Origin of the sequence: Burkholderia sp. SJZ089 (assembly GCF_007828315.1) — a bacterium.
GTDB lineage: Bacteria > Pseudomonadota > Gammaproteobacteria > Burkholderiales > Burkholderiaceae > Burkholderia > Burkholderia gladioli.
This window is the reverse complement of sequence record NZ_VIUM01000002.1, coordinates 268,173-291,487: the sequence shown is the minus strand read 5'-3', so window position 1 is coordinate 291,487 and position 23,315 is coordinate 268,173. Positions and strand designations below refer to the sequence as shown.

General features: G+C 68.3%; 21 protein-coding genes. 15 read left to right on the top strand and 6 right to left on the bottom strand.

Features of this window, described 5'->3' with window-relative positions; genetic code table 11:
• The first annotated feature begins 341 nt into the window (after positions 1 to 341).
• The 3 genes from FB600_RS04420 to FB600_RS04410 are packed head-to-tail and all read left to right on the top strand — an operon-like array spanning position 342 to position 5,092.
• A complete protein-coding gene (locus FB600_RS04420) occupies positions 342 to 1,628 on the top strand; it encodes a dicarboxylate/amino acid:cation symporter (protein WP_013699483.1) in 1,287 nt (428 codons plus the stop codon).
• Between the two features lie 39 nt (positions 1,629 to 1,667).
• Positions 1,668 to 3,671, top strand: a complete 2,004-nt coding sequence (locus FB600_RS04415; protein ID WP_186027774.1) for an ATP-binding protein — start codon at positions 1,668 to 1,670, stop codon at positions 3,669 to 3,671.
• A 56-nt stretch (positions 3,672 to 3,727) separates the two neighbouring features.
• On the top strand, positions 3,728 to 5,092 hold the full coding sequence (locus FB600_RS04410; protein ID WP_013699481.1) for a sigma-54-dependent transcriptional regulator: 1,365 nt from the start codon (positions 3,728 to 3,730) through the stop codon (positions 5,090 to 5,092).
• A gap of 129 nt (positions 5,093 to 5,221) precedes the next feature.
• Here the strand turns inward: FB600_RS04410 and FB600_RS04405 are convergent, their stop codons facing one another.
• Positions 5,222 to 5,758, bottom strand: coding sequence for a TlpA disulfide reductase family protein (locus tag FB600_RS04405; protein ID WP_096750150.1), 537 nt, complete (start codon positions 5,756 to 5,758; stop codon positions 5,222 to 5,224).
• Between the two features lie 244 nt (positions 5,759 to 6,002).
• Between FB600_RS04405 and FB600_RS04400 the strand changes: the two genes are divergently transcribed.
• A complete protein-coding gene (locus tag FB600_RS04400; RefSeq protein WP_096750151.1) occupies positions 6,003 to 6,620 on the top strand; it encodes a hypothetical protein in 618 nt (205 codons plus the stop codon).
• Positions 6,621 to 6,965: 345 nt separating this feature from the next.
• Here the strand turns inward: FB600_RS04400 and FB600_RS04395 are convergent, their stop codons facing one another.
• A complete protein-coding gene (locus FB600_RS04395; protein WP_098181547.1) occupies positions 6,966 to 8,714 on the bottom strand; it encodes a YifB family Mg chelatase-like AAA ATPase in 1,749 nt (582 codons plus the stop codon).
• A 129-nt stretch (positions 8,715 to 8,843) separates the two neighbouring features.
• Entirely contained in the window at positions 8,844 to 9,101 is a 258-nt protein-coding gene (locus tag FB600_RS04390) for an accessory factor UbiK family protein (RefSeq protein ID WP_013699477.1), read from the bottom strand.
• 348 nt (positions 9,102 to 9,449) lie between these two features.
• Between FB600_RS04390 and FB600_RS04385 the strand changes: the two genes are divergently transcribed.
• From FB600_RS04385 to ptsP, 7 genes are all read left to right on the top strand, one after another.
• The gene (locus FB600_RS04385) at positions 9,450 to 9,788 is read left to right on the top strand and encodes a P-II family nitrogen regulator (RefSeq protein ID WP_006398175.1); all 339 of its coding nucleotides are present in this window, start codon (positions 9,450 to 9,452) and stop codon (positions 9,786 to 9,788) included.
• 36 nt (positions 9,789 to 9,824) lie between these two features.
• Positions 9,825 to 11,321 (top strand): ammonium transporter, encoded by a 1,497-nt coding sequence (locus tag FB600_RS04380; RefSeq protein ID WP_175427764.1) that lies wholly within the window; start codon positions 9,825 to 9,827, stop codon positions 11,319 to 11,321.
• 334 nt (positions 11,322 to 11,655) lie between these two features.
• The gene (gshA, locus tag FB600_RS04370; protein WP_013699475.1) at positions 11,656 to 12,945 is read left to right on the top strand and encodes a glutamate--cysteine ligase; all 1,290 of its coding nucleotides are present in this window, start codon (positions 11,656 to 11,658) and stop codon (positions 12,943 to 12,945) included.
• Positions 12,946 to 13,005: 60 nt separating this feature from the next.
• Positions 13,006 to 13,962, top strand: coding sequence for a glutathione synthase (gshB, locus tag FB600_RS04365; protein WP_013699474.1), 957 nt, complete (start codon positions 13,006 to 13,008; stop codon positions 13,960 to 13,962).
• Between the two features lie 175 nt (positions 13,963 to 14,137).
• Positions 14,138 to 14,608: a PTS sugar transporter subunit IIA gene (locus tag FB600_RS04360; RefSeq protein WP_013699473.1), complete on the top strand. Its 471-nt coding sequence runs from the start codon at positions 14,138 to 14,140 to the stop codon at positions 14,606 to 14,608.
• A gap of 81 nt (positions 14,609 to 14,689) precedes the next feature.
• Positions 14,690 to 14,959: an HPr family phosphocarrier protein gene (locus FB600_RS04355; RefSeq protein WP_013699472.1), complete on the top strand. Its 270-nt coding sequence runs from the start codon at positions 14,690 to 14,692 to the stop codon at positions 14,957 to 14,959.
• 201 nt (positions 14,960 to 15,160) lie between these two features.
• Positions 15,161 to 16,933: a phosphoenolpyruvate--protein phosphotransferase gene (ptsP, locus tag FB600_RS04350; RefSeq protein ID WP_145756293.1), complete on the top strand. Its 1,773-nt coding sequence runs from the start codon at positions 15,161 to 15,163 to the stop codon at positions 16,931 to 16,933.
• 96 nt (positions 16,934 to 17,029) lie between these two features.
• Here ptsP and FB600_RS04345 read toward each other — a convergent pair whose 3' ends face one another.
• From FB600_RS04345 to gpmA, 3 genes are all read right to left on the bottom strand, one after another.
• Positions 17,030 to 17,782 carry a HesA/MoeB/ThiF family protein gene (locus FB600_RS04345; RefSeq protein ID WP_013699470.1) on the bottom strand — a complete coding sequence of 251 codons (753 nt, stop codon included), beginning with the start codon at positions 17,780 to 17,782 and terminating at the stop codon, positions 17,030 to 17,032.
• Positions 17,783 to 17,924: 142 nt separating this feature from the next.
• Positions 17,925 to 19,487, bottom strand: coding sequence for a S41 family peptidase (locus FB600_RS04340; RefSeq protein ID WP_098181548.1), 1,563 nt, complete (start codon positions 19,485 to 19,487; stop codon positions 17,925 to 17,927).
• Between the two features lie 420 nt (positions 19,488 to 19,907).
• Positions 19,908 to 20,654 carry a 2,3-diphosphoglycerate-dependent phosphoglycerate mutase gene (gene gpmA, locus FB600_RS04335; protein WP_046579759.1) on the bottom strand — a complete coding sequence of 249 codons (747 nt, stop codon included), beginning with the start codon at positions 20,652 to 20,654 and terminating at the stop codon, positions 19,908 to 19,910.
• Between the two features lie 136 nt (positions 20,655 to 20,790).
• Here gpmA and FB600_RS04330 point away from each other — a divergent pair, with 136 nt between their 5' ends.
• From FB600_RS04330 to FB600_RS04315, 4 genes are all read left to right on the top strand, one after another.
• Positions 20,791 to 21,213: a rhodanese-like domain-containing protein gene (locus FB600_RS04330; RefSeq protein ID WP_025097047.1), complete on the top strand. Its 423-nt coding sequence runs from the start codon at positions 20,791 to 20,793 to the stop codon at positions 21,211 to 21,213.
• Complete coding sequence (grxC, locus tag FB600_RS04325) at positions 21,210 to 21,470, top strand: glutaredoxin 3 (protein ID WP_013699466.1); 261 nt, start codon at positions 21,210 to 21,212, stop codon at positions 21,468 to 21,470. The genes FB600_RS04330 and grxC overlap by 4 nt, the downstream gene beginning before the upstream one ends.
• Positions 21,471 to 21,591: 121 nt before the next feature.
• Positions 21,592 to 22,074 carry a protein-export chaperone SecB gene (secB, locus tag FB600_RS04320; protein WP_013699465.1) on the top strand — a complete coding sequence of 161 codons (483 nt, stop codon included), beginning with the start codon at positions 21,592 to 21,594 and terminating at the stop codon, positions 22,072 to 22,074.
• A gap of 28 nt (positions 22,075 to 22,102) precedes the next feature.
• Positions 22,103 to 23,101: an NAD(P)H-dependent glycerol-3-phosphate dehydrogenase gene (locus tag FB600_RS04315; protein WP_025097046.1), complete on the top strand. Its 999-nt coding sequence runs from the start codon at positions 22,103 to 22,105 to the stop codon at positions 23,099 to 23,101.
• The last annotated feature ends 214 nt before the right edge of the window (positions 23,102 to 23,315 follow it).

Genomic DNA, 23,315 nt, shown 5'->3' with positions numbered 1-23,315 from the left:
GGAATACCGGACGCGCCGCTTTCCGGATTTCCGGAAAAGCGGATTGCGCGTGCCGCGCCAATTTTCATAAAACCATAAGAATCAATGGCTTGCCCGCTGTCGCCAAGCTGGCATCGAGCTTGCGTATATCTGTCGCAAGGCCGATCCCCCGGCCGGACAACGACAGCAGCAAGGAGACAACCGATGACGCCCCACCCGTATCCTTCCCCCCGGATGGTCTGAGGCCGTCGCTTGTTGCGGCACGGCAGCCGCGCGGGCGAATGGCTTCCCCCTGACATTCGTCCGCGCGCGTGACGCCGGTTCTCTAGGCTCACTTCACCCCTCTGGAAACTGGACTCATCGTGAAGAAGAAACCTTTCTATAAAGTGCTCTATGTGCAGGTGATCTTCGCCATCATCGTCGGCGTGATCCTCGGCCATTACTACCCGTCCCTCGCGGTCGACATGAAGCCCCTCGGCGACGGCTTCATCAAGCTGATCAAGATGGTGATCGGTCCGATCATCTTCTGCACGGTGGTGACCGGCATCGCCGGCATGGAAGACATGAAGAAGGTCGGCCGGGTCGGCGGCAAGGCGCTGCTGTACTTCGAGATCGTGTCGACCTTCGCGCTGGTGCTGGGCCTGGCGGCCACCCACCTGCTGCGTCCGGGCGCCGGCTTCAACATCGATCCGGCCACGCTCAACGGCAAGGAAGTGGCCTCCTACGCGGCCAAGGCGCACGGCCAGTCGACCGTCGACTTCCTGATGCACATCATCCCGAACACCATGTTCGATGCCTTCGCCCAGGGCGAGATCCTGCAGATCCTGCTGATCGCGCTGCTGTTCGGCAGCGTGCTGGCGCACCTCGGCGAGCGCGGCAAGGTGGTGACCGACTTCATCGAGGGCACCAGCCGCGTGCTGTTCGGAATCGTCCACATCATCACCAAGCTGGCCCCGATCGGCGCGTTCGGCGCGATGGCCTTCACCATCGGCAAGTACGGCGTCGGCTCGCTGATCCCGCTGCTCAAGCTGATCGGCACCTTCTACCTGACCTCGGCGGTGTTCGTGGTGGTGGTGCTCGGCGCGATCGCGCGCTTCACCGGCTTCTCGGTGATCCGCTTCGTCGCCTACATCAAGGAAGAGATGCTGATCGTGCTGGGCACCAGCTCCTCGGAAGCGGCCCTGCCGCAGCTGATGGAGAAGCTCGAGAAGGCCGGCTGCTCGCGTTCGGTGGTGGGCCTGGTGGTGCCGACCGGTTACTCGTTCAACCTCGACGGCACCAACATCTACATGACGATGGCCGTGCTGTTCATCGCCCAGGCGACCAACATCGAACTGACCTGGATGCAGCAGCTCACGCTGCTGGCGGTCGCGATGCTGACCTCGAAGGGCGCCAGCGGCGTGACCGGCGCGGGCTTCATCACGCTGGCCGCAACGCTGGCCGTGGTGCCGACCATCCCGCTGACGGGCATGGTGCTGATCCTCGGCATCGACCGCTTCATGAGCGAATGCCGCGCGCTGACCAACATCGTCGGCAACGGCGTGGCCACCATCGTGGTGTCGGCCTGGGAGAAGGAACTGGACCGCAACAAGCTGCGCGCCGCGCTCAACGGCGAACTGGCGGCCAGCGATACCACCGCGAAGGCGTAACAGGTGAAGCAGGAAGCAGCGGCGCGCGAGAAGCCGCCGCTGCGCGGCGGGGCCGGCACCGGCGGCGCGAGAGCGTTCGACCGGGCCGGCCCCGCATCTATTGGCGCGGGCGGCTATGCCACAATAGGCGATTCCCATTTTCCGGAAACCGCGAACGTGAAGCGCCGCCTGCTCGTTCTGCTCGTGCTCGTCGCGCTGCTGGCCGCCGCCTGCGCGCTGACCTGGACGATCACCTGGCAGCGCGGCATCGACGAGCTGCGCCGCAACGCGGGCGTGCGCGTCGATCGCACCACCAGCGCGCTCAAGAGCACGCTGGACCGCTACGAATCGCTGCCCTACCTGCTGGGCGGCCATCCCTTCGTGCAGGACGTGCTGGCCAACGTCGACACGCCGGGCTACGTGGAGCGGGCCAACCGCTACCTCGAGGACCTGAACCGGCACGCGCACGCCACCACCACCTACATCATCGGCGCCGACGGGCGCTGCGTGGCGGCCAGCAACTGGCGCGACCCCGACAGCTTCGTCGGCATGGAATACCGCTTCCGGCCTTACTTCATCGACGCCATCAAGGGCGGGGTGGGCCGCTTCTTCGGGATCGGCACGGTCTCGCACGATCCCGGCTACTACATCTCGCAGCCGGTGCGGCGCGAGGGGCGCATCGTCGGCGTGGCGGTGGTCAAGCTCAACCTCGAATGGTTCCAGGGCGCCGACGCCTCCGAGCCGCTGGTGGTGGCCGACGATCACGGCGTGATCTTCCTGTCCTCGGTGCCGGCCTGGAAATACCACACGCTCAAGCCGCTCACCGGCAGCGTCGCCGATTCGATCTACGCCACGCGCCAGTACGCGCAGCAGCCGGTCACGCCGGTGCCGATCCGGGTCGAGCGCGTGCTCGGCCCGGGCGCCGAGATCGTGCGGATCGGCGCCGGCATGCGCGCGCCGCGCTACCTGGCCACCCAGCGCCGGCTCGGCGAGCCCGACTGGCAGTTGGTCACGCTCGCGCCGATCGAGCCGGTCGACACCGACGCGCGCAACGCCACCGTGGTGACCGGCTTCGGCGTGGTCTCGATCTTCCTGCTGGCCTTCTACTGGCGCATGCGCCGCGCGCGCGTCAAGGAGATGATCCGCGGCCGCGCGCTGCTGCAGAACGCCTACGCGGAGCTGAACCAGCGCGTGGCCGAGCGCACCGCCGATCTCTCGCAAGCCAACGAGCAGTTGCAGAAGGAGGTCGGCGACCGGATCCGCGCCGAGCTGGAGCTGCGCGCCGCCCATGACGAGCTGGTGCAGGCCAGCAAGCTGGCGGCGCTCGGCCAGATGGCGGCCGGCATCACCCACGAGCTGAACCAGCCGCTGGCGGCGCTGCGCAGCTTCTCCGACAACACGCGGGTGCTGCTCGAACGCGGCGAGCAGGCCGCCGCGCGCGACAACCTGGAGGCGATCGCCTCGCTGACCGAGCGCATGGGCAAGATCACCAACCAGCTCAAGCTGTTCGTGGGCCGCGCGCGGCCGCGCAACGAGCGTGCCCAGGTGGCGCGCGCGCTGCGCAACGTCGTCTCGCTGCTGCGCGAGCGGCTGCAGGCGGTGAACCTGGAAGTCGAGCTCGACGATGCACTGCATCCGGGCCAGGGCCCGGCGCCGCTCGATGCCTCGCTCGAATACGCCGACCTGGTGGCGATCTGCGAGGACCTGCGCCTCGAGCAGATCCTGATCAACCTGCTCGGCAACGCGCTCGACGCGGTGGCCGGGGTGGCGGCGCCGCGCATCCTGGTGAGCATCGAGGCGAATCCCGGCACGATCGTGATCACGGTGGCCGACAACGGACCGGGCGTGCCGCCCGAGCTGCTGCCGCGCCTGTTCGAGCCGTTCTTCACCACCAAGGAGATGGGGCGCGGGCTCGGCCTGGGTCTCGCGATCTCCTCCTCGATCGCCAGCGACGCGGGCGGCTCGCTGCAGGCGCGCAATGCGCCCGAGGGCGGCGCGGTGTTCGTCTTGACGCTGCGCCGCGCCCGCACGCATCATCCGCAGAGTTTCGCGACCGGCCGCTGACCATCCCTTGACTATCCGCGCCGGTCGCGGCATCGAACCATATTGGGTGAAACAGGATGGCGAACCGCCTGCAGGTTATCTATATCGAAGACGACGAACTGGTGCGCCGCGCCGCCGTGCAGAGCCTGCAGCTCGCCGGCTTCGAGGTGGCCGGCTTCGGCTCGGCCGAGGCCGCCGAGAAGGCGATCCTCGGCGAGCGCGTCGGCGCGGTGGTGTCCGACATCCGCCTGCCCGGCGCCAGCGGCCTGGAGCTGCTGGCGCAGTGCCGCGAGCGAGCCGCCGAGGTGCCGGTGATCCTGGTCACCGGCCATGGCGACATCACCATGGCGGTGCAGGCGATGCGCGACGGCGCCTACGACTTCATCGAGAAGCCCTTCGCCACCGAGCGCCTGATCGAGACCGTGCGCCGCGCCATCGAGCGGCGCGAGCTGGTGCTGGAGAACCTCGCGCTGCGTCGCGAGCTGGCGGTGCAGGGTGTGGTGGCGCCGCGCATCATCGGCCGCAGCCCGGCGATCGAGCAGGTGCGCCGGCTGATCGCCAACGTCGCGCCGACCGACGCCTCGGTGCTGATCAACGGCGACACCGGCGCCGGCAAGGAACTGATCGCGCGCAGCCTGCACGAGATGTCGCCGCGCCGCGACAAGCCCTTCATCGCCGTCAACTGCGGGGCGCTGCCCGAGCCGATGTTCGAGTCCGAGATGTTCGGCTACGAGCCCGGCGCCTTCACCGGCGCGGCCAAGCGGCGGGTCGGCAAGCTCGAATATGCCTCGGGCGGCACGCTGTTCCTCGACGAGATCGAGAGCATGCCGCTCGCGCTGCAGGTGAAGCTGCTGCGCGTGCTGCAGGACGGCGTGCTGGAGCGGCTCGGCTCGAACCAGCCGATTCGCGTCAACTGCCGCGTGGTGGCCGCCGCCAAGGGCGACATGAGCGAGCACGTGGCGGCCGGCACCTTCCGCCAGGATCTGCTCTATCGCCTGAACGTGGTGACCATCGCGCTGCCGCCGCTGGCCGAGCGCCGCGAGGACATCGTGCCGCTGTTCGAGCACTTCATGCTCGACGCGGCGGTGCGCTACGGCCGCCCGGCGCCGCACCTGACCGACCGGCAGCGCGAGAGCCTGATGCAGCGCGACTGGCCCGGCAACGTGCGCGAGCTGCGCAACGCCGCCGACCGTTTCGTGCTGGGCGTGACCGAGGGCGTGGTGGAGCCGGCCGGCGGCGCCGAGGCGCGCGAGGCGGCCGGCGCCGAGCAGTCGCTGAAGGAGCGCGTCGAGCAGTTCGAGCGCGCGGTGATCGCCGACACGCTCACGCTCACGGGCGGCGCGGTGGCCGCCACGGCCGACCGGCTGCATGTCGGCAAGGCCACGCTCTACGAGAAGATCAAGCGCTACGGGCTGTCGACCAAGGGCGAGAACGAGCGCTGAGCGGGGCGCTCGAGGCGGCCCGCGAGCTTGCCGTCACGCCGTCATCTGCTCGGGAAATCGGCCCCGGAAACAACAAGGCCGGCGGTGCCTGGAGGCGCGGCCGGCCTTGTCTCGTTCGGGAGGCGGCGTTCAGGCGTTGCTGCCGAGCGCCTTCTGCAGCAGCTGGTCGAGCTCGGCGAACTGCGGCTCGCCGACATAACGCTTGAGGATCTTGCCGTCCTTGTCGACCACGAAGGTGGTGGGCGTGAGCTGGACGTTGCCGAACTGCTTGGCGATCGAGCCGTCGTCGAAGGCGACCTTGAACGGCAACTGGCGCGTCTGCGTGTAGTTGGCCACGTACATCGGCGAATCGTAGTTCATCGCCACGGCGACGAATTCGAGCCCCTGGCCCTTGAAGCGATTGTAGGTCTGGACCATCTGCGGCATTTCCTTCATGCAGGTCTCGCAGCTGGTCGCCCAGAAATTGACCAGGTAGACCTTGCCCTTCAGGTCCGAGCTGGTGGAGACCTTCTGGCCCGAGAGCAGGGTGAAGGTGGCGTCGGGCACGCTCGACTTGCCGTTCAGCGCGAAATAACCGGCGACGGCGATCGCCACCGCGACGGCGGCAATCACGACATAGCGCAGCGGGCTGGCGCGGCGGCTGGAGGAAGCGGGGGCTGGGCTCATCGAGGACACCTCGGCGGATCGGGCGAATCCCGCGCGGCATGCACGGGCGGCGACCATTGTAGCGTCAAATCGTGACGCTCATCGGGCAGCGCTCGCGATGCCCGGTATCAGCGCCGGCGGTGCTTCGGGCCCGATTTCCGGCCTCGCTGCGCGAGGGCACCGGGGGCGGCTTATGTTGCCTATTCGAGTGCGCGCCGAGAGGCTCGGCGACGATAATGGCGGCTCGTTCCGTTCCCCGTTCGCCATGCTCCTTTCCGGAATCCGCATCCTGTCCACCGCGCCGCGAGGTCGCGCCGAGGGTGCCCGCCGCCTCGCCCTGTCGATCGCCGCCGGGCTGGTCCTCGGTATCGCGGCCGGCTGCACGCCGGCGCTCGACTGGCGGACCCTGCACAGCGACGCCGGCTACAGCATCGACCTGCCGGCCAAGCCGACGCTCGACGCGCGCCCGGTCGAGATCGGCGGCGCCAGCATGGACATGCGCATGCAGGCCGCGCATGTCGAGGGCGCGGTGTTCGCGGTCGGCACGGTGAGCTTGCCCGACGCGCGGCCGGCCACGCAGCGCGCGGTGCTCGATGCGCTGCGCGCCGGGCTGTCGCGCAACCTGCGCGCGCAGGCGGCCGAGCGCGAGGTGGCGGTGCCGCTCGCGGCCGGCGGCAGCACGCCCGGCATCGAGCTGCGGCTCAGCGGCGAGCCGGCCGGCGCATCCGGCCATGCGGGCGCATCGGGCGCGGCCGCCGGCAAGACCGTGGTGGCCCGGCTCGTCGCGCGCGGCGCGCATGTCTACCAGGCCGTGGCGATCGCCGATGCGCCGCTGCCGGCCGAGGCGCTCGACCAGTTCCTCGGTTCCTTCAAGCTCGATTGAGGCACGTGTTCGCGGCGCGCGACCGAAGGGTGCGTCGCACTGCCGCAATGTGTGGGCGAAGTGAAGGTGCGGTCGAGGAAAACCTCGCTAGTGGTCGGATTTCACAAGGCTTTTCGGCTATCCACAGCGGATGTGGATAACTTTGTTGACAAACCCCCGAATCGTGCCCCGAGAACGGCTTCGCGCCGCTTTCAAATCGGTTTCATTGATATTCGGCGAGGAAAAAACACTTGACGATTCAGTAGCTTGCGAGCGTTCTCGCAGGTACGCGCGATGCGTCGGCGCGCGAGTGATCGATACCGGTAAATGTGTATAAGTCAAGTCTTGACAGCGAGGCATTTCGGCTCAAACCAGCTCGATCGCGCGCCGATAACGGATCGCCTCGCCGATCTGCGCGGCGTCCGGCTGCGCATCGCCGGCAAGATCGGCGATCGTGCGCGCAACTTTCAGCACCCGGTAATAGGCTCGCGCCGACCAGTGGAAGCGCTCGCCGGCCTCGCGCAGCAGGCGCTCTCCCTCGGCGCCGGGGCGGCAGAAGCGATCGGTCTCGCGTCCGCCCAGCATCTGGTTGGTGCAGCCCTGGCGCGCCAGTTGTCGATCGCGCGCGGCGGCCACGCGCCGCGCGACCGTCGCGCTGGCCTCGGCCGGGCGCGTGCCGCGCTCGGCCAGCTCGGCGGGCGACAGCGCGGGCAGGGCGACCTGCAGGTCGATGCGATCCACCAGCGGTCCCGACAGCTTGCGCAGATAGCGCGTGGCCACCTCGGGCGTGCAGCGGCAGCGGCCCGAGGGATCACCGCGCCAGCCGCAGGGACAGGGGTTCATCGCCGCGACCAGCTGGCAGGCGGCGGGGAAGTCGGCCTGCAGGCCGACCCGCGAGATCGTGATGCGGCCGGCTTCGAGCGGCTCGCGCAGCATCTCCAGCACGTGGCGATCGAATTCGGGAAGCTCGTCGAGGAACAGCACGCCTAGATGGGCCAGCGTGATCTCGCCCGGCTGCGGGGGATTGCGGCCGCCGACCAGGGCCGCCGCGCTCGAGGAGTGATGCGGCGTGCGAAACGGCCGGCGCCGCCATGAAGCGGGCGAGAAACCCACGCGGCTGGCCGACAGCAGGGCCGCCGAAACCAGCGCCTCCTCGTCGGTCATGGGCGGCAGCAGCCCCGGCAAGCGCGCGGCCAGCATTGATTTGCCGGCGCCGGGCGGGCCGATCATCAGCAGGTGATGGCCGCCCGCCGCGGCGATTTCCAGCGCGCGCTTGGCGCCTTGCTGGCCGACCACCTCGGCCAGGTCGGGAGCATTGGCTGCGGGCGTCGAATTGGACGATGGCGCGGCGATCGGTGACAGCCGCGCCTCGTCGGCACCGGCCAGGTGCGCGCAGAGCGCGGGCAGGTCGGGCGCGCCGTAGACGGTGACGCCCGGCACCAGCGCGGCTTCCGCCGCGCTGTCCAGCGGCAGGTACAGCTCGGGTCCCCTGGATGGCGGGGGCAGGCCGCGCGGCGCACGACGGCGGCGGGCGCCGGCGTTGCCGGTCGGCGCGGCGCCCTGGCCGGCTTCGGCGTCGCCGTCGTTGCGTCCACCCGCGCCGCCCTCATCCGCATCGATGCTTTCGCCCGCACCCATGTTCTCGTCGGTGCCCACGTCCTCACCCGCCCCGACATTGTTCGCTGCCGCCGCCTCGCGCCGCCGGCCTTCCGCCAGCTCCCCGCGTGCCGTCCCGCAAGCCATCGCGAAGGCGCCGCGCATCGGCCTGAGCGCGCCGGTCAGCGACAGCTCGCCGGCGAATTCGCGGCCGGCCAGCACGCCGGGCGGCAACTGCCCGTTCGCGGCCAGGATGCCGAGGGCGATCGGCAGGTCGAAGCGTCCCGATTCCTTGGGCAGGTCGGCCGGGGCCAGATTGACGGTGATGCGGCGCACCGGGAAGTCGAAGCCGCAGTTCTGCAGGGCCGCGCGCACGCGCTCGCGGCTCTCGCGTACTTCCAGGTCGGGCAGGCCGACGATCGAGAACGAGGGCAGGCCATTGGCCAGGTGGACTTCGACGGTGACTTCCGGCGCACGGCCGGCAGCGGGCGCGCGCGAGCGCACGACGGCAAGCGACATGGGGCACTCCTGGAGGCGGCCGAGGGAGGCTCGGGCTGCCGTTCGGGGATTCCGTTGAGCGGGTGCGCGCTTGCCGGCGTGGCGCGGGCGGGTGCTGCGGGGAGTCGCGGCCGGGGCCGCGACGGGGGATCAGAGGCCCGAGGGGCGCTCGTTGAGCTTGCGTTCGAGATCGGCGACGCGGCGCTCGAGCTCCTCGAGGCGCGCGCGGGTGCGGGCCAGCACCTGGGTCTGGGTGTCGAATTCCTCGCGCGTCACCAGGTCGAGCTTCGAGAAGCCCTGGGTGAGCATGGCCTTGACGTTGCGTTCGACATCCTTGGCCGGCGAATTCTTCAGCAGATCGCTGACGCGCGACTGCAGATCGTTGAAAACGTCGCTGGGTTGTTTCATGGTGTTCCCCTTCTCTGCACAAAAAATGTGCAAATTCCGTTGCGTTCGTGCCGACAAGGCGCGCATGAGCGGATTTGGTGCGCGCCGCCGGCCCGTTTCCGGGCATCGCGCGCCCCGTTGCGGCGCGCCGGATGCCCCGGACGTGCGTGCACTCTAACAACCTTCCATTACGCACGCCAGCGAAGTGCCGCCGCGCTGGCCGTTCGGCCGGGTATTCCGGGCCGCCGGGCGGCGCGCGCGATGGTTCGGACCGCGACATGGCACGCGAGTTGCTGAGTGTGTCCCGCTACCCACGGAACGCGGTGAGTCGGACCACCGCCCGGACCACCAGAAAAGCGAGAGGACTTCATGAAACTGATTACCGCAATCATCAAGCCGTTCAAGCTCGATGAGACGCGCGAGGCGCTCTCGGCGCTCGGCGTCTCGGGCATCACGGTGACGGAGGTGAAGGGCTTCGGCCGCCAGAAGGGCCATACCGAGCTCTATCGGGGCGCCGAATACGTCGTCGATTTCCTGCCGAAGATGAAGATCGAGGCCGCCGTGTCCGACGACCTGGTCGACCAGGCGGTCGAGGCGATCGAGCGGGCGGCCCGCACGGGGAAGATCGGCGACGGCAAGATCTTCGTCACGCCGATCGAACAGGTTATCCGGATTCGCACCGGGGAGACGGGCGCCGACGCCCTGTAAGTCAATAAAACGACAAGCGACAAGAGGAAACCCAAGATGCGCAAATTTTTGATGTCATTGCTGATGGCCGGCTCGCTGGCGGCGACCGGGATCGGCGCCGCGATGGCCGACGACGCCTCGTCCGCCCCCGCCGCAGCCTCGGCTGCCGTGGCCTCCGATACCACGGCCAGCGCGCCGGCGGCCGCCAGCGCGGCACCTGCTCCGGCCGCCGCTTCCGCGGCCACCGACGCGAGCGCCGCCGCCGCCCCGGCTTCGGGTGCCTCGGCCGCCGCCGCGCCCGCCGCACCGACCGCGCCCGTCTCGGTCGATTCCTCGAAGATCAACTCGGGCGACACCGCCTGGATGCTGACCTCCACCGCGCTCGTGCTGTTCATGACGATCCCGGGCCTGGCGCTGTTCTACGGCGGCATGGTGCGCAAGAAGAACGTGCTGGCCACGGTGATGCAGAGCTTCGCGATCACCGCGCTGATCACGGTGCTCTGGACGGTGGTCGGCTACAGCCTCGCGTTCACGCCGGGCAACGGCTTCATCGGCGGCTTCTCGCGGGTGCTGCTCTCGGGCATGGCCTACGTGAAGGGCGATACGGCCACCACGCTGACCGTCAGCCACCTGGCCACGACCATCCCGGAATCGGTCTACTGCGTGTTCCAGATGACCTTCGCGATCATCACGCCGGCCCTGATCTGCGGCGCCTTCGCTGACCGCATGAAGTTCTCGGCGATGCTGGTGTTCATGACGATCTGGTCGCTGGTGGTCTACGTGCCGATCGCGCACATGGTCTGGGAGCCGACCGGCTGGCTGGCTTCGGACGGCGTGCTCGACTTCGCGGGCGGCACCGTGGTGCACATCAACGCCGGTATCGCCGGCCTGGTCGCGGCCCTGGTGCTGGGCAAGCGCGTCGGCTACGGCCGCGAGGCGATGGCCCCGCACAACCTGGTGCTGACGCTGATCGGTGCCTCGATGCTGTGGGTGGGCTGGTTCGGCTTCAACGCGGGTTCCGCGGTGGCCGCCGACGGCCGTGCCGGCTTCGCCATGCTGACCACCCAGATCGCCACGGCCTGCGCGGCGCTGGGCTGGATGTTCGCGGAGTGGATCGCCAAGGGCAAGCCCTCGGTGCTCGGCATCGTCTCCGGCGCGGTCGCCGGCCTGGTGGCGATCACCCCGGCAGCCGGCTTCGTCGGCGTGGGCGGCGCGCTGGTGATCGGCATCGCCGCTGGCGTGGTCTGCTTCTGGTCGGCCACCTGGCTCAAGATCAAGCTCGGCTACGACGACTCGCTCGACGCGTTCGGCGTGCACGGCGTGGGCGGTATCCTCGGCGCCCTGCTGACCGGCGTGTTTGCGGTCAAGGACATCGGCGGCTTCGACGGCAGCCTGCTGGTGCAGGCCAAGGGCGTGGCGATCACGCTGCTGTACAGCGGCATCGTGACCTTCATCATCCTGAAGGTGATCGACATGGTGATGGGCCTGCGCGTCACGGAAGAAGAGGAGCGCGAAGGCCTGGACGTGATCCTGCACGGCGAACACGTCGAGTAATGATCGGATGGAAGGCCCCGAGGACCCCAGGTCCCGGGGCCCGGGCGGCGGCGCCGAACGGCGCGCCGCCCGATCGAAAGAATGAGCGCAGCGACTTCGGCCCGCCTTCCCGGCGGGTTTTTTTTCGACCAGGTGTTTTGAAGGGCCGGCGCCAGCCCCATCTGCCGGTCATGTCCCTGTCGTGAATCGCGCGATCCCGTGCCGGGATAACCCTTTCGGCTATCGGGTCAATAGCGAGAAAAAGATACGGTGTTTCCTTGCGAAGCCGGGAACAATCCCCAAATGGGCAGGGTAATTGCTCTACAATCTTTTTTCTCCTGTTCGCGAGTGATTCATGGTTCCCCACCTCGTTACGGCGTTAAACGGTCCGCTGCTCGAGCTGGAGCGGAAAATCCTCGACGCGACGCCGGCGATCGAACGCTGGTTCCGCCTCGAGTGGCAGGAACACACGCCGCCGTTCTATTGTTCGGTCGACCTGCGTAACGCCGGCTTCAAGCTCGCGCCTGTCGATGCCAATCTGTTTCCCGGCAGTTTCAACAATCTGCCGCCGGAAGTGCTGCCGCTCGCCGTGCAGGCGGCGATGGCCGCGATTGAAAAAATTTGCCCGGATGCGAAAGGATTGCTCGTCATCCCGGAACTGCCCACGCGCAACGCCTTCTATCTCGAGAACGTCGCGCGGCTGGCCACCATCATGCGCCAGGCCGGGCTCAACGTGCGTTTCGGCTCGCTCGACCCGAGCGTGACCGATGTCACGCCGATCACGCTCGCCGACGGCCAGAAGATCGTGCTCGAGCCGCTCGAGCGCTCGCAGCGCCGCCTGGGCCTGAAGAATTTCGATCCCTGCTCGATCCTGCTCAACAACGATCTGTCGGGCGGAATTCCGGACGTGCTGGAGAACCTGCACGAGCAGTACCTGCTGCCGCCGCTGCACGCGGGCTGGGCGGTGCGTCGCAAGTCGACCCACTTCGCCTGCTACGACGACGTGGCCAAGAAGTTCGCGAAGATGGTCGGCGTCGACCCCTGGATGGTGAATCCCTATTTCGCCCACGTGGGCGGCATCGACTGGCAGGCCGGCAACGGCGGCGAGGCGCTGGCCGACGCGATCGACGCGGTGCTCAAGAAGATCGCGCGCAAGTATCGCGAATACGGCATCAGCGAGAAGCCCTACGTGGTGGTGAAGGCCGACGCGGGCACCGCGGGCCGCGGCGTGATGACCGTGCACGATGCTTCCGAGATCGGCGGCATGACCAAGCTCGAGCGCGCCCAGATGTCCGAGACCAAGGCCGGGCTGCCGGTCAGCGACGTGATCGTGCAGGAAGGTGTGTATACCTTCGAGCGGATCGGCGACGACGTGGCCGAGCCGGTGGTCTACATGATCGACCGCTACGTGGTGGGCGGCTTCTACCGCACCCACTCGGCGCGCGAACGCGACCAGAACCTCAATGCGCCGGGCATGCACTATGTGCCGCTCGGCTTCGAGCACACCGCCCTGCCGGACGCGCACGCCAAGCCGGGCGCCGCGCCGCCGAACCGCTTCTACATGTATGGCGTGGTCGGCCGGCTCGGCCTGCTCGCCTCCTCGATCGAGCTCGAGAAGACCGATCCCGAGGCGATCCAGGTCTGAGCGGGCCCGCCCGCGCGAGATCAAGACAGCCACACTCAGCCAGCCATCACCAGGACCCGCATGGACATTCTCTTTATCGCCGACCCGCTCGATCGTTTCCGGATCTACAAGGATTCGACCTACGCGATGATGGCCGAGGCGGCGCGGCGCGGGCACACGATCCATGCCTGCGAGCCGCAGCAGCTGGCCTGGACCGGCAGCTCGGTGGAGGCCGACGTGCGGCGCGTGACGATCGTCGGCGACACGGCGGACCTCCATCGCGACACCTGGTTCGAGGCCGGCGCGGCCGAGTCGCGCGCGCTGACGTCCTTCGGCGCGGTGCTGATGCGCAAGGACCCGCCGTTCGACATGGAGTACGTGACCTCCACCTGGCTGCTGGAGATGGCCGAGCGCGCCGGGGCGAGGATCGTCAATCGCCCGCAGGCGATCCGCGATCATTCGGAGAAGCTCGCGATCGGCGAATTCCCGCAGTTCGTGGCGCCGACCCTGGTCACGCGCGACGTGGCGCGGCTGCGTGCCTTCCACGCCGAGCACGGCGACGTGATCGTCAAGCCGCTCGACGGCATGGGCGGGATGGGCGTGTTCCGCGTCAAGGCCGACGGCATGAACCTGGGTTCGATCGTCGAGATGCTCGGTGAGGACGGCCGCCGCTCGCTGATGATCCAGAAGTTCATTCCCGAGATCAAGGCGGGCGACAAGCGCATCCTGCTGATCGGCGGCGAGCCGGTGCCGTATTCGCTGGCGCGGATCCCGCAAGGCAACGAGGTGCGCGGCAACCTGGCCGCCGGCGGCGTGGGCGTAGCCCAGCCGCTCACCGAGCGCGATCGCGAGATCGCTGCCGCGCTCGGACCGGTGCTGGCCGCGCGCGGCCTGCTGCTGGTCGGGCTCGACGCGATCGGCGACTGGCTCACCGAGGTCAACGTGACCAGCCCGACCTGCTTCCGCGAGATCATGGAGCAGACCGGCTTCGACGTGGCGGCGATGTTCGTCGACGCGCTGGAGCGCGCGGTCGGCTGAGATTCCGCTTTGCACCGGCGGCGGCCGCGCAGGTCCCCCGCCGCCGGATCGGCAGCGCGGCCGGCCCACGATGTGGACTGGCCCCGAAACCGGCCTGCTACAATGCCCGTTCGCCCGGTAGGTTTATTCCTGGCATCCGGTCCGGCGGTCGGGCCGACATTGTTGCAAGGTTGACATGGCAGGCATCCTGATCATTGCTCATGCTCCGCTGGCCACCGCGTTGCGGGAGTGCATCTCCCACATCTATGGCGGCCTGCCGGCGCGCATCGGCGCCATCGACGTACTCGCGGATAACGATCCGGCCCAGGTGATGGCATACGCCCACTCGGAGATCGCGCGGCTGCGCGAGGAAAACGGCGTGCTCGTGCTGACCGACATGTACGGCGCCACGCCGGCCAATATCGCCGGCCAGCTCGCCAAGCTCGACGGGGTGCGCGTGCTGGCCGGCGTCAACCTGCCGATGCTGGTGCGCTCGGTCTGCTACCGCACCACCCCGATCGACACGCTGGTCGAGAAGGCGCTGGCCGGTTCGACCAAGGGCATCCACGAGGTCGCGGCCGGCACGCCGCCGCCGCGCCCGGGCCTCGGCTGCGGCGAGTGCGCGCCGATTCCGCCCGAACCCAAGCCGCAGACCGAAACGCATTGAGCGGCCGCTCGCCCGGCGCGAGCGGCCGTCCTTCTTCCGCCGGCGCGGGGGCGCCGGTTGTCCCTACCTGAACGGAACACCATGCTTCAGCAAGAAACGACCATCGTCAATAAATTGGGGCTGCATGCTCGCGCGTCCGCCAAGCTGACCCAGCTCGCCGGCAACTTCCAGTCGGAAGTCTGGATGACCCGCAACGGCCGGCGCATCAACGCCAAGAGCATCATGGGCGTGATGATGCTGGCGGCCGGCATCGGCAGCACGGTGACCATCGAGACCGAGGGCGCCGACGAGAAGGAAGCGATGGACGCCTTGCTCGCGCTGATCGCCGACAAGTTCGGCGAAGGCCAGTAAGCCTTTCCATCACGTTCCCGTCTTGCAGCGAATGCCGCGTGAAGAAGTTCACGCGGCATTTGCGTTTATTCAGACAACAGATCATTGCCCGCCGATGCTGCGACGCATGCTGTCACGCCGGGTTCGCGGAATTTATAATCGCGAATCGGGGTCATGGGCGCGGCGGCGGGCTGCGCATGATCGGACTGACAGGAGGTGCGCGTGTCCTTCACGCTGCAGGGAATTCCCGTTTCGAGAGGTATCGCGATCGGTCGCGCGTATCTGATCGCGCCTGCGGCGCTCGACGTCGCCCATTACCTCGTCGAGGCGCAGCAGATCGAGGCCGAGATCGAGCGGCTGCGCGGCGCGCTGCTGACCGTGCGCGGCGAGCTCGACGTGCTGCGCGCCGATCTCACCGAGGACACGCCGAGCGAGGTGGCGGCCTTCATCGACGTGCATTCGATGATCCTCAACGACGCGATGCTGGTGCAGGAAACCGTCGACCTGATCCGGGTGCGCCGCTACAACGCCGAGTGGGCGCTGACCGAGCAGCTCGACGTGATCAGCGGCCACTTCGACGACATCGAGGACGAGTACCTGCGCGAGCGCAAGGCCGACATCGAGCAGGTGGTCGAGCGCGTGCTGAAGGCGCTGGCCGGCGCGCCCTCGGCCTCGCAGGCGCTGGGCGGCGCGGCCGGCGGCAAGGACGACATGATCGTGGTCGCGCACGACATCGCGCCGGCCGACATGATGCAGTTCAAGAACCAGGCTTTCCGTGCCTTCGTCACCGACCTGGGTGGGCGCACCTCGCATACCGCGATCGTGGCGCGCAGCCTCGGCATCCCGGCCTCGGTCGGGGTGCAGCACGCCAGCGCGCTGATCCGGCAGAACGACCTGATCATCGTCGACGGCGACCGGGGCATCGTGATCGTCGATCCCGCGCCGATCGTGCTCGAGGAATACTCGTACCGGCAATCGGAGATGGCGCTCGAGCAGCGCAAGCTGCAGCGCCTCAAGTTCTCGCCGACCCAGACCCTGTGCGGCACCCAGATCGACCTGCTGGCCAATATCGAGCTGCCCGACGACGCCAAGACGGCGGTCGACGCGGGTGCGGTGGGCGTCGGCCTGTTTCGCACCGAGTTCCTGTTCATGAACGACGCGAACGCGCTGGCCGAGGAGGAGGAGCAGTTCCGTGCCTACCGGCGCGCGGTCGAGCTGATGAACGGCAGGCCGGTGACGATTCGCACCATCGACGTGGGTGCCGACAAGCCGCTCGAGGCGCTCGAGGAAGGCTACGAGACCGCGCCGAACCCGGCGCTGGGCCTGCGCGCGATCCGCTGGAGCCTGTCCGAGCCGCAGATGTTCCTCACCCAACTGCGCGCGATCCTGCGCGCCTCGGCGGTGGGGCCGGTCAAGATCCTGGTGCCGATGCTCGCGCACGCGCAGGAGATCGACCAGACCCTGGATTTGATCCGCGAGGCCAAGCGCCAACTCGACGACGCCGGCCTGGCCTACGATCCGAACGTGCGCGTGGGCGCGATGATCGAGATTCCGGCGGCCGCGATCGCGCTGCCGCTGTTCCTCAAGCGGGTCGACTTCCTCTCGATCGGCACCAACGACCTGATCCAGTACACGCTGGCGATCGACCGCGCCGACAATGCGGTCGCGCATCTCTACGATCCGCTGCATCCGGCCGTGCTGCACCTGATCGCCTACACGCTGCGCGAGGCGAAGCGCGCCGGCGTGCCAGTATCCGTCTGCGGGGAAATGGCGGGCGACCCCGCGATGACGCGTCTGCTGCTCGGCATGGGGCTCACCGAGTTCTCGATGCACCCGAGCCAGTTGCTGGTGGTCAAGCAGGAGATCCTGCGCGCGCACCTGAAGGCGATCGAGAAGCCGACCGCCGACGTGCTCGCCTCCTACGAGCCCGAGGACGTGCAGCTCGCGCTCAAGCAGCTCGCGGCGGCCGAGCCGAAGGCGGATTTGGCGGCCTGAGCAGCCTGGCGGGACGAAACGAGAAAGGCGGGGCATCCGGTTCGGACGCCCCGCCTTTTTCATGGGATGAGGGAAACGGGAAGCCGGGCGGGCGCCTCAGTGACGGCCGCCGCAGACCGGGCAATCGGCCTGCCGCGCGATGCGCATGGTGTTCCATTCCATGCGCAGCGAATCGAGCATCATCAGTCGCCCGACCAGCGGCTCGCCGAAGCCGCCCACCAGGCGCAGCGCCTCGGCCGCCTGCATCGCGCCGATGATGCCGACCGTCGGCGCGAACACGCCCATGGTCGAGCAGGCCACTTCCTCGAAGGGCTGGTCCTCGGGGAATACGCAGGCGTAGCAGGGCGAGGCCGGATCGCGGAAATCGAAGCTGCTGATCTGGCCGTCGAAGCGCAGCGCCGCGCCCGAGACGAGCGGTACGCCGTGCGCGGCGCAGGCGCGGTTGATCGCGTGACGCGTCGCGAAGTTGTCGCTGCAGTCGAGCACCACGTCGGCGCGCTGCACGGCGGCGTCGAGCCAGGCCGCATCGGCGCGCTCGGCCACGGCATGCACGACCACCTCGGGATTGAGGCGCGCGAGCGCGTCGCGGCCCGATTCCACCTTGCGGCGGCCGACCGATTCGGTGACGTGCAGGATCTGGCGCTGCAGGTTGGTGAGGTCGACCGTGTCGGCGTCGACCAGGGTGATCGCGCCGATGCCCGAGGACGCCAGGTACATCGCCGCCGGCGAGCCGAGGCCGCCCGCGCCTATCACCAGTGCATGCGCGTCGAGGAAGCGCTGCTGCGCCTCGATGCCGATCTCGTCGACCAGGATGTGGCGGGAGTAGCGGAGCAGTTGTTCGTCGTTCATCGCGGGGGAAGGGGAGAAGCCTGGGTTGCGTGCCGATATTCTAGGCCCGTTCTCCGCGGGCCTTGGTTGCCGAAGCCCGCGCCAAAAGAAACGGGCCACCGCGGCACTGCCGCGATGGCCCGTGTCGGGCGCCGGCTGCCGCTTAGTTCGGCGCCGAGGCCGGCTTGGCCGAGGAGGCCTTGGCCGGCGCGGTGGCGGCCTTCGGCGCGGAGGCCGAGGGCGCGGCCGCGCCCGCCGTCAGCGGCTTCGAGGTGCTTTCCGCGAGCAGCGACTTCGATTCCTGCACCGGCTTGCCTTCCAGCTTGTTCAGGGCCTGCTGCAGCATGAAGTCGTCGGCGCTGCCGAATTCCACCGGCTTGCGGTTGCGATCCTTCTCGCGCTGCTCCGGCGTCTTCTTGTCGTTCTGCTCCTCGAGGATGCGCAGCTGGTCGAGGCGGCGCTGTTCGCGGGCCTCCAGCTCCTTCTTCTCGTTCGGATCCTGGGTGTTCGCGAGGTGGTTGGTGTAGTCCACTTCGCGCGTCACCAGCACGTCGTCGGGATCGCCGTCCGCGAACTGGTCGACCGGGATATCCGGCACGATGCCCTTGTTCTGGATCGAGCGGCCGCTCGGCGTGTAGTAGTAGGCCGTGGTCAGGCGCAGTGCCGTGTCGGCGGTGAGCGGGCGCACCGTCTGCACCGAGCCCTTGCCGAAGGTGGTCTTGCCCATGATCAGCGCGCGGTGCGAATCCTGCAGCGCGCCGGCCACGATTTCCGAGGCCGAGGCCGAGTAGGCATTGGTCAGCACGATCATCGGCACCGTCTTGAAGATGCCCGGCAGGCCCTTCAGCGGATCGGAATCGAAGGTCGGCAGACGGTAGTTGTCGTAGTCGTCGCGATAGACCTGCTTGGAATCGGGGATCTGGCCGTTGGTCGAGACCACCACCGAGTTCGGCGGCAGGAACGCGCCGGCCACGCCGACCGCACTCTGCAGCAGGCCGCCGCCGTTGTTGCGCAGGTCGACCACCAGGCCCTTCAGGTTCGGCTGCTGGCGCGCGATGTCCTGCAGGCGCGCTGCCAGGTCGGGGGTGGTGCGTTCCTGGAAGCTGGTGATCCGGATGTAGGCGTAACCCGGGTCGAGCATCTTCATCTTCACGCTCTGCACCTTGATGATCGCGCGCGTGACGGTGACCGGGAAGGTGCGGTCGTCGGTCTTGCGGAAGATCGTCAGGGTGACCTTGGTGCCCGGGTCGCCGCGCATCTGCTTGACGGCCTTGTCGAGCGTCATGCCGCGTACCGGCTTGTCGTTGATGCGCGTGATCAGGTCGCCGGGACGGATGCCGGCGCGGAACGCGGGCGTGTCCTCGATCGGCGAGATCACCTTCACTAGGCCGTCTTCCTGCGAGATCTCGATGCCCAGGCCCGCGAAGCGGCCCTTGGTCTGTTCCTGCAGTTCCTGGTAGTCGGTCTTGTCGAGGTAGGACGAGTGCGGATCGAGGCTCGACACCATGCCCTTGATCGCGGCCGTCAACAGCTTCTTGTCGTCGACGGGTTCGACGTATTCGCGCTTGATCTGGCCGAACACCTCGGCGAACAGCCGCAATTGGTCGAGCGGCAGCGGCGTCGTGATCGTGGCTTGCTGGGCCGACGCCGAAATCTGCAGCGTCGCGAATACACCGGTGGCAAGGCCCGCGGCAACGAGGCCGATATTCTTCAATTTCATTCGCATAGGATCGTGTGCGTCGGAAAGCGCGTGTGGCTATGGCGTGAAGGTGGGAGGACGGTCAAGTATATCTCCGTTCGTCCCGATGCTCCGCCGTGGCGGGTGAAAGCGGCGACGAAGCGGGTTCGACAGCGGCGGCGCGGCCGGGTTCGCCCGATCTCGCGCGATGATGCCCGGCGCGGGCTTGCCGAGGCGGGAGCGGCGGCCGGCTGGCGCGAAACCGGCGTGCGGCTGGCGGCGGCGCCGGCCGCGACGAGCCGAACCCGGCGCTTCGTCCGCCGGATCTCGGCATCTCGCGATCGGGAGGGCAGAAGCTGCCGAGCGGGCGCGGTGACGAGCAAGAGCCGTTCGTGCCGGAGGATGGCAAGGGCCGCTGCCGCGCCGGTCCAGGCTCGAGGCCCGGGCCGGCACGACATGAGCGCCGGCTTACTTGGCCTTGCCCTGCTGCGCGACGGCGGCCTGGGCCTTGGCGATCGCCTCCTGGTCGCCCAGGTAGTAATGGCGGATCGGCTTCAGGTTCTCGTCGAGTTCATAGACGAGCGGCACGCCGTTGGGGATGTTCAGGCCGACGATGTCGTCGTCCGAGATGCCGTCCAGGTACTTGATCAGCGCGCGCAGCGAGTTGCCGTGCGCGGCGATCAGCACCTGCTTGCCGGCCTTGACGGCGGGCGCGATCGACTCGTTCCACAGCGGCAGCACGCGCGCCACGGTGTCCTTCAGGCATTCGGTGAGCGGCAGCTGCTCGCGCGGCACCTTGGCGTAGCGCGGGTCGTCGAAGGGCGCGCGCTCGTCGCTCGGCTCCAGCGCTGGCGGCGGCGTGTCGTAGCTGCGGCGCCAAACCAGCACCTGCTCGTCGCCGAACTTGGCGGCCGTCTCGGCCTTGTTGAGGCCCGACAGCGCGCCGTAGTGGCGCTCGTTGAGGCGCCACGAGTGCACCACCGGCAGGTACATCTGGTCCATCTGGTCCTGCACGTGCCAGAGCGTGCGGATCGCGCGCTTGAGCACCGAGGTGTAGGCGATGTCGAACGCGTAGCCGGCTTCCTCGAGCAGGACGCCGGCCTGACGGGCCTCGTTGTTGCCTTGCTCGGTCAGGTCGACGTCGACCCAGCCGGTGAAGCGGTTTTCCTTGTTCCAGGTCGATTCGCCGTGGCGGATGAGAACGAGCTTGTACATGAGTGCTTGCTGGTCGGTAGTAAGGAAGCGGGCCGCAAAGGGCGGGTCCGTAGCCGGGTCGCCATCGCGTCAGACGGATATTTTATAATGGCGGGATTGTCCTTTTCGATTTCTCTTTTTTAGCGGCGGATCCTCCGTGACGTTCTTTACCGATTACACCAACCTTGCGCTCATCGCGATTCTGCTCGTTTCCGGCGGCCTGCTGGTGGTTCCCGCGCTGCGGCGCGGGGGCGGCGGCCTGTCCAGCGCCGAGGCGACTCAACTGATCAACCGGCGCAATGCGATCGTGATCGACCTGCGGCCCTCGGCCGAGTATGCCGCCGGGCACCTGCCCTCGGCGCGCTCGGTCGAGTACGCCGAGCTGGCTTCCCGGCTCGGCCAGGTCGCCAAGAACAAGAGTGCCCCGGTGCTGCTGGTCTGCCAGAACGGCCAGCAATCGAACAAGGCGGCCAAGGCCGTGCGCGAAGCCGGTTACGGCGAGGTCCATGTGCTGCAAGGCGGTGTCGCCGAGTGGCAGAAGGCCGGCATGCCGGTCGTCAAACAAGGAGTGGCGAAGTGAATAAAGTAGTCATGTACAGCACCCAGGTCTGTCCTTACTGCATGATGGCCGAGCGCCTGCTCAAGCAGCGCGGCGTCGAGCAGATCGAGAAGGTGCTGATCGACAAGGAGCCGACGCGCCGGGCGGAGATGATGGAACGTACCGGCCGTCGCACGGTTCCGCAGATCTACATCGGCGAAACCCACGTCGGGGGCTACGACGACCTGTCCAAGCTCGACCGCGAAGGTGGCCTGCTGCCGCTTCTGGAAGCAGCCTGATTCCGGCAGAATGACGCCTCTCCCGGGCGCCGGGACGGGGCTGCGTGCCGTGCGGGCACGACAAGACAACCGGGTGGCCGGAGGAAACCGGCCGCCGCCACATCAATTTTAGGGAGCCAACATGTCCGACGTCGAAAACCAGCCGTTCTTCAACATCCAGCGCATCTACCTGAAGGATCTGTCGCTCGAGCAGCCGAATTCGCCGGCGATCTTCCTCGAACAGGACATGCCGTCGGTTGAAGTGGAAGTCGACGTGAAGGCCGAACGCCTGGCCGAAAGTGTTTATGAAGTGGTCGTCTCGGGTACCGTCACCGCCAAGGTCAAGGACAAGGTCGCGTTCCTGATCGAAGCCAAGCAAGCCGGCATCTTCGACATCCGCAACATCCCGGAAGAGCAGCTCGACCCGCTGGTCGGCATCGCCTGCCCGACCATCCTGTTCCCGTACCTGCGCTCGAACATCGCCGATGCGATCACGCGCGCCGGCTTCCCGCCGATCCACCTCGCGGAAATCAACTTCCAGGCGCTCTACGAGCAACGCCTCGCGCAGATCCAGCAGCAGGCCGGTGCCGCCAACGGCGCGCCGAACGGCACCACGCTGAACTGAGCACGCGTCCCACGAACCGGTGCTGGGTATGAAAGTCGCTGTTCTCGGCGCCGGTGCATGGGGCACCGCGCTCGCCGCGCATCTGGCCGCGCGGCACGATACGCTGTTGTGGGCGCGCGATCGCGCGCTCCTCTCCGGGCTCGATGCCCATCATGAAAATTCCCGCTATCTGCCTGGCGTGCCGCTGCCCGCCGCGCTGCGCTGCGAGCCCGAGCTCGCGGCGGCGCTCGCGCATGGCGCGGCCGACGACGCGCTGTGCGTGATCGGCGCGCCGGTGGCCGGGCTGCGCGCGATGTGCGCGGCGATGCGCGATGCCGGCTGCGTGCCGGCGCACCTGGTATGGGTCTGCAAGGGTTTCGAGCCCGATACGGAACTGATGCCGCACCAGATGATCGCCGAGGCGCTGCCGGGGCATGCCAGCCATGGCGTGCTGTCGGGGCCGAGCTTCGCGCGCGAGGTGGCCCAGGGGCTGCCGGTGGCGCTGACCGTGGCGAGCGGCTCGGCGGCCTGCCGCGATCGCACGCTGCAGGCCTTCCACCATGGCGCGATGCGCATCTATACCGGCGACGACGTGGTCGGCGTCGAGGTGGGCGGGGCGGTCAAGAACGTGCTGGCGATCGCCACCGGCATCGCCGACGGCCTTGGCCTCGGCCTCAATGCGCGCGCCGCGCTGATCACGCGCGGGCTGGCCGAGATGTCGCGGCTGGGCGTGGCGCTCGGCGGCCGCGCCGAAACCTTCACGGGCCTCACCGGGCTCGGCGACCTGATCCTCACCGCCACCGGCGACCTGTCGCGCAACCGCAAGGTCGGCCAGCAACTGGCGCAGGGCCTGTCGCTCGAGGAAATTCTCCAGGCGCTCGGCCATGTCGCCGAAGGCGTGCGCTGCGCGCGCGCGGTGCTGGGCCTCGCGCAGGCCCAGGCGATCGACATGCCGATCACCGAGGCGGTCTGCAGCGTGCTGTTCGACGGCGTGGCGCCGCGCGACGCCGTGAGCGGGTTGCTGCGCCGCGACGCCAAGGCCGAATGAGCCTGTTGGCTTGGGCCGGCGAGGGTGTTGCGTGCCTGTCGCCCGAGTCGGTGCCGGATTCCTCTCGTTTTCCTGAATATCCTTCGATCGTCTCGCTTCGTCGCTCAATTTCGCCGATGCGAGGCATTTGAATTCGTCGCGAAGTGCCGGCCGGGCTCCCCTCGGCTGGCGCCCCGCCCGCATCGCGTCTACGCTTGCGCTTATCCCGACTATC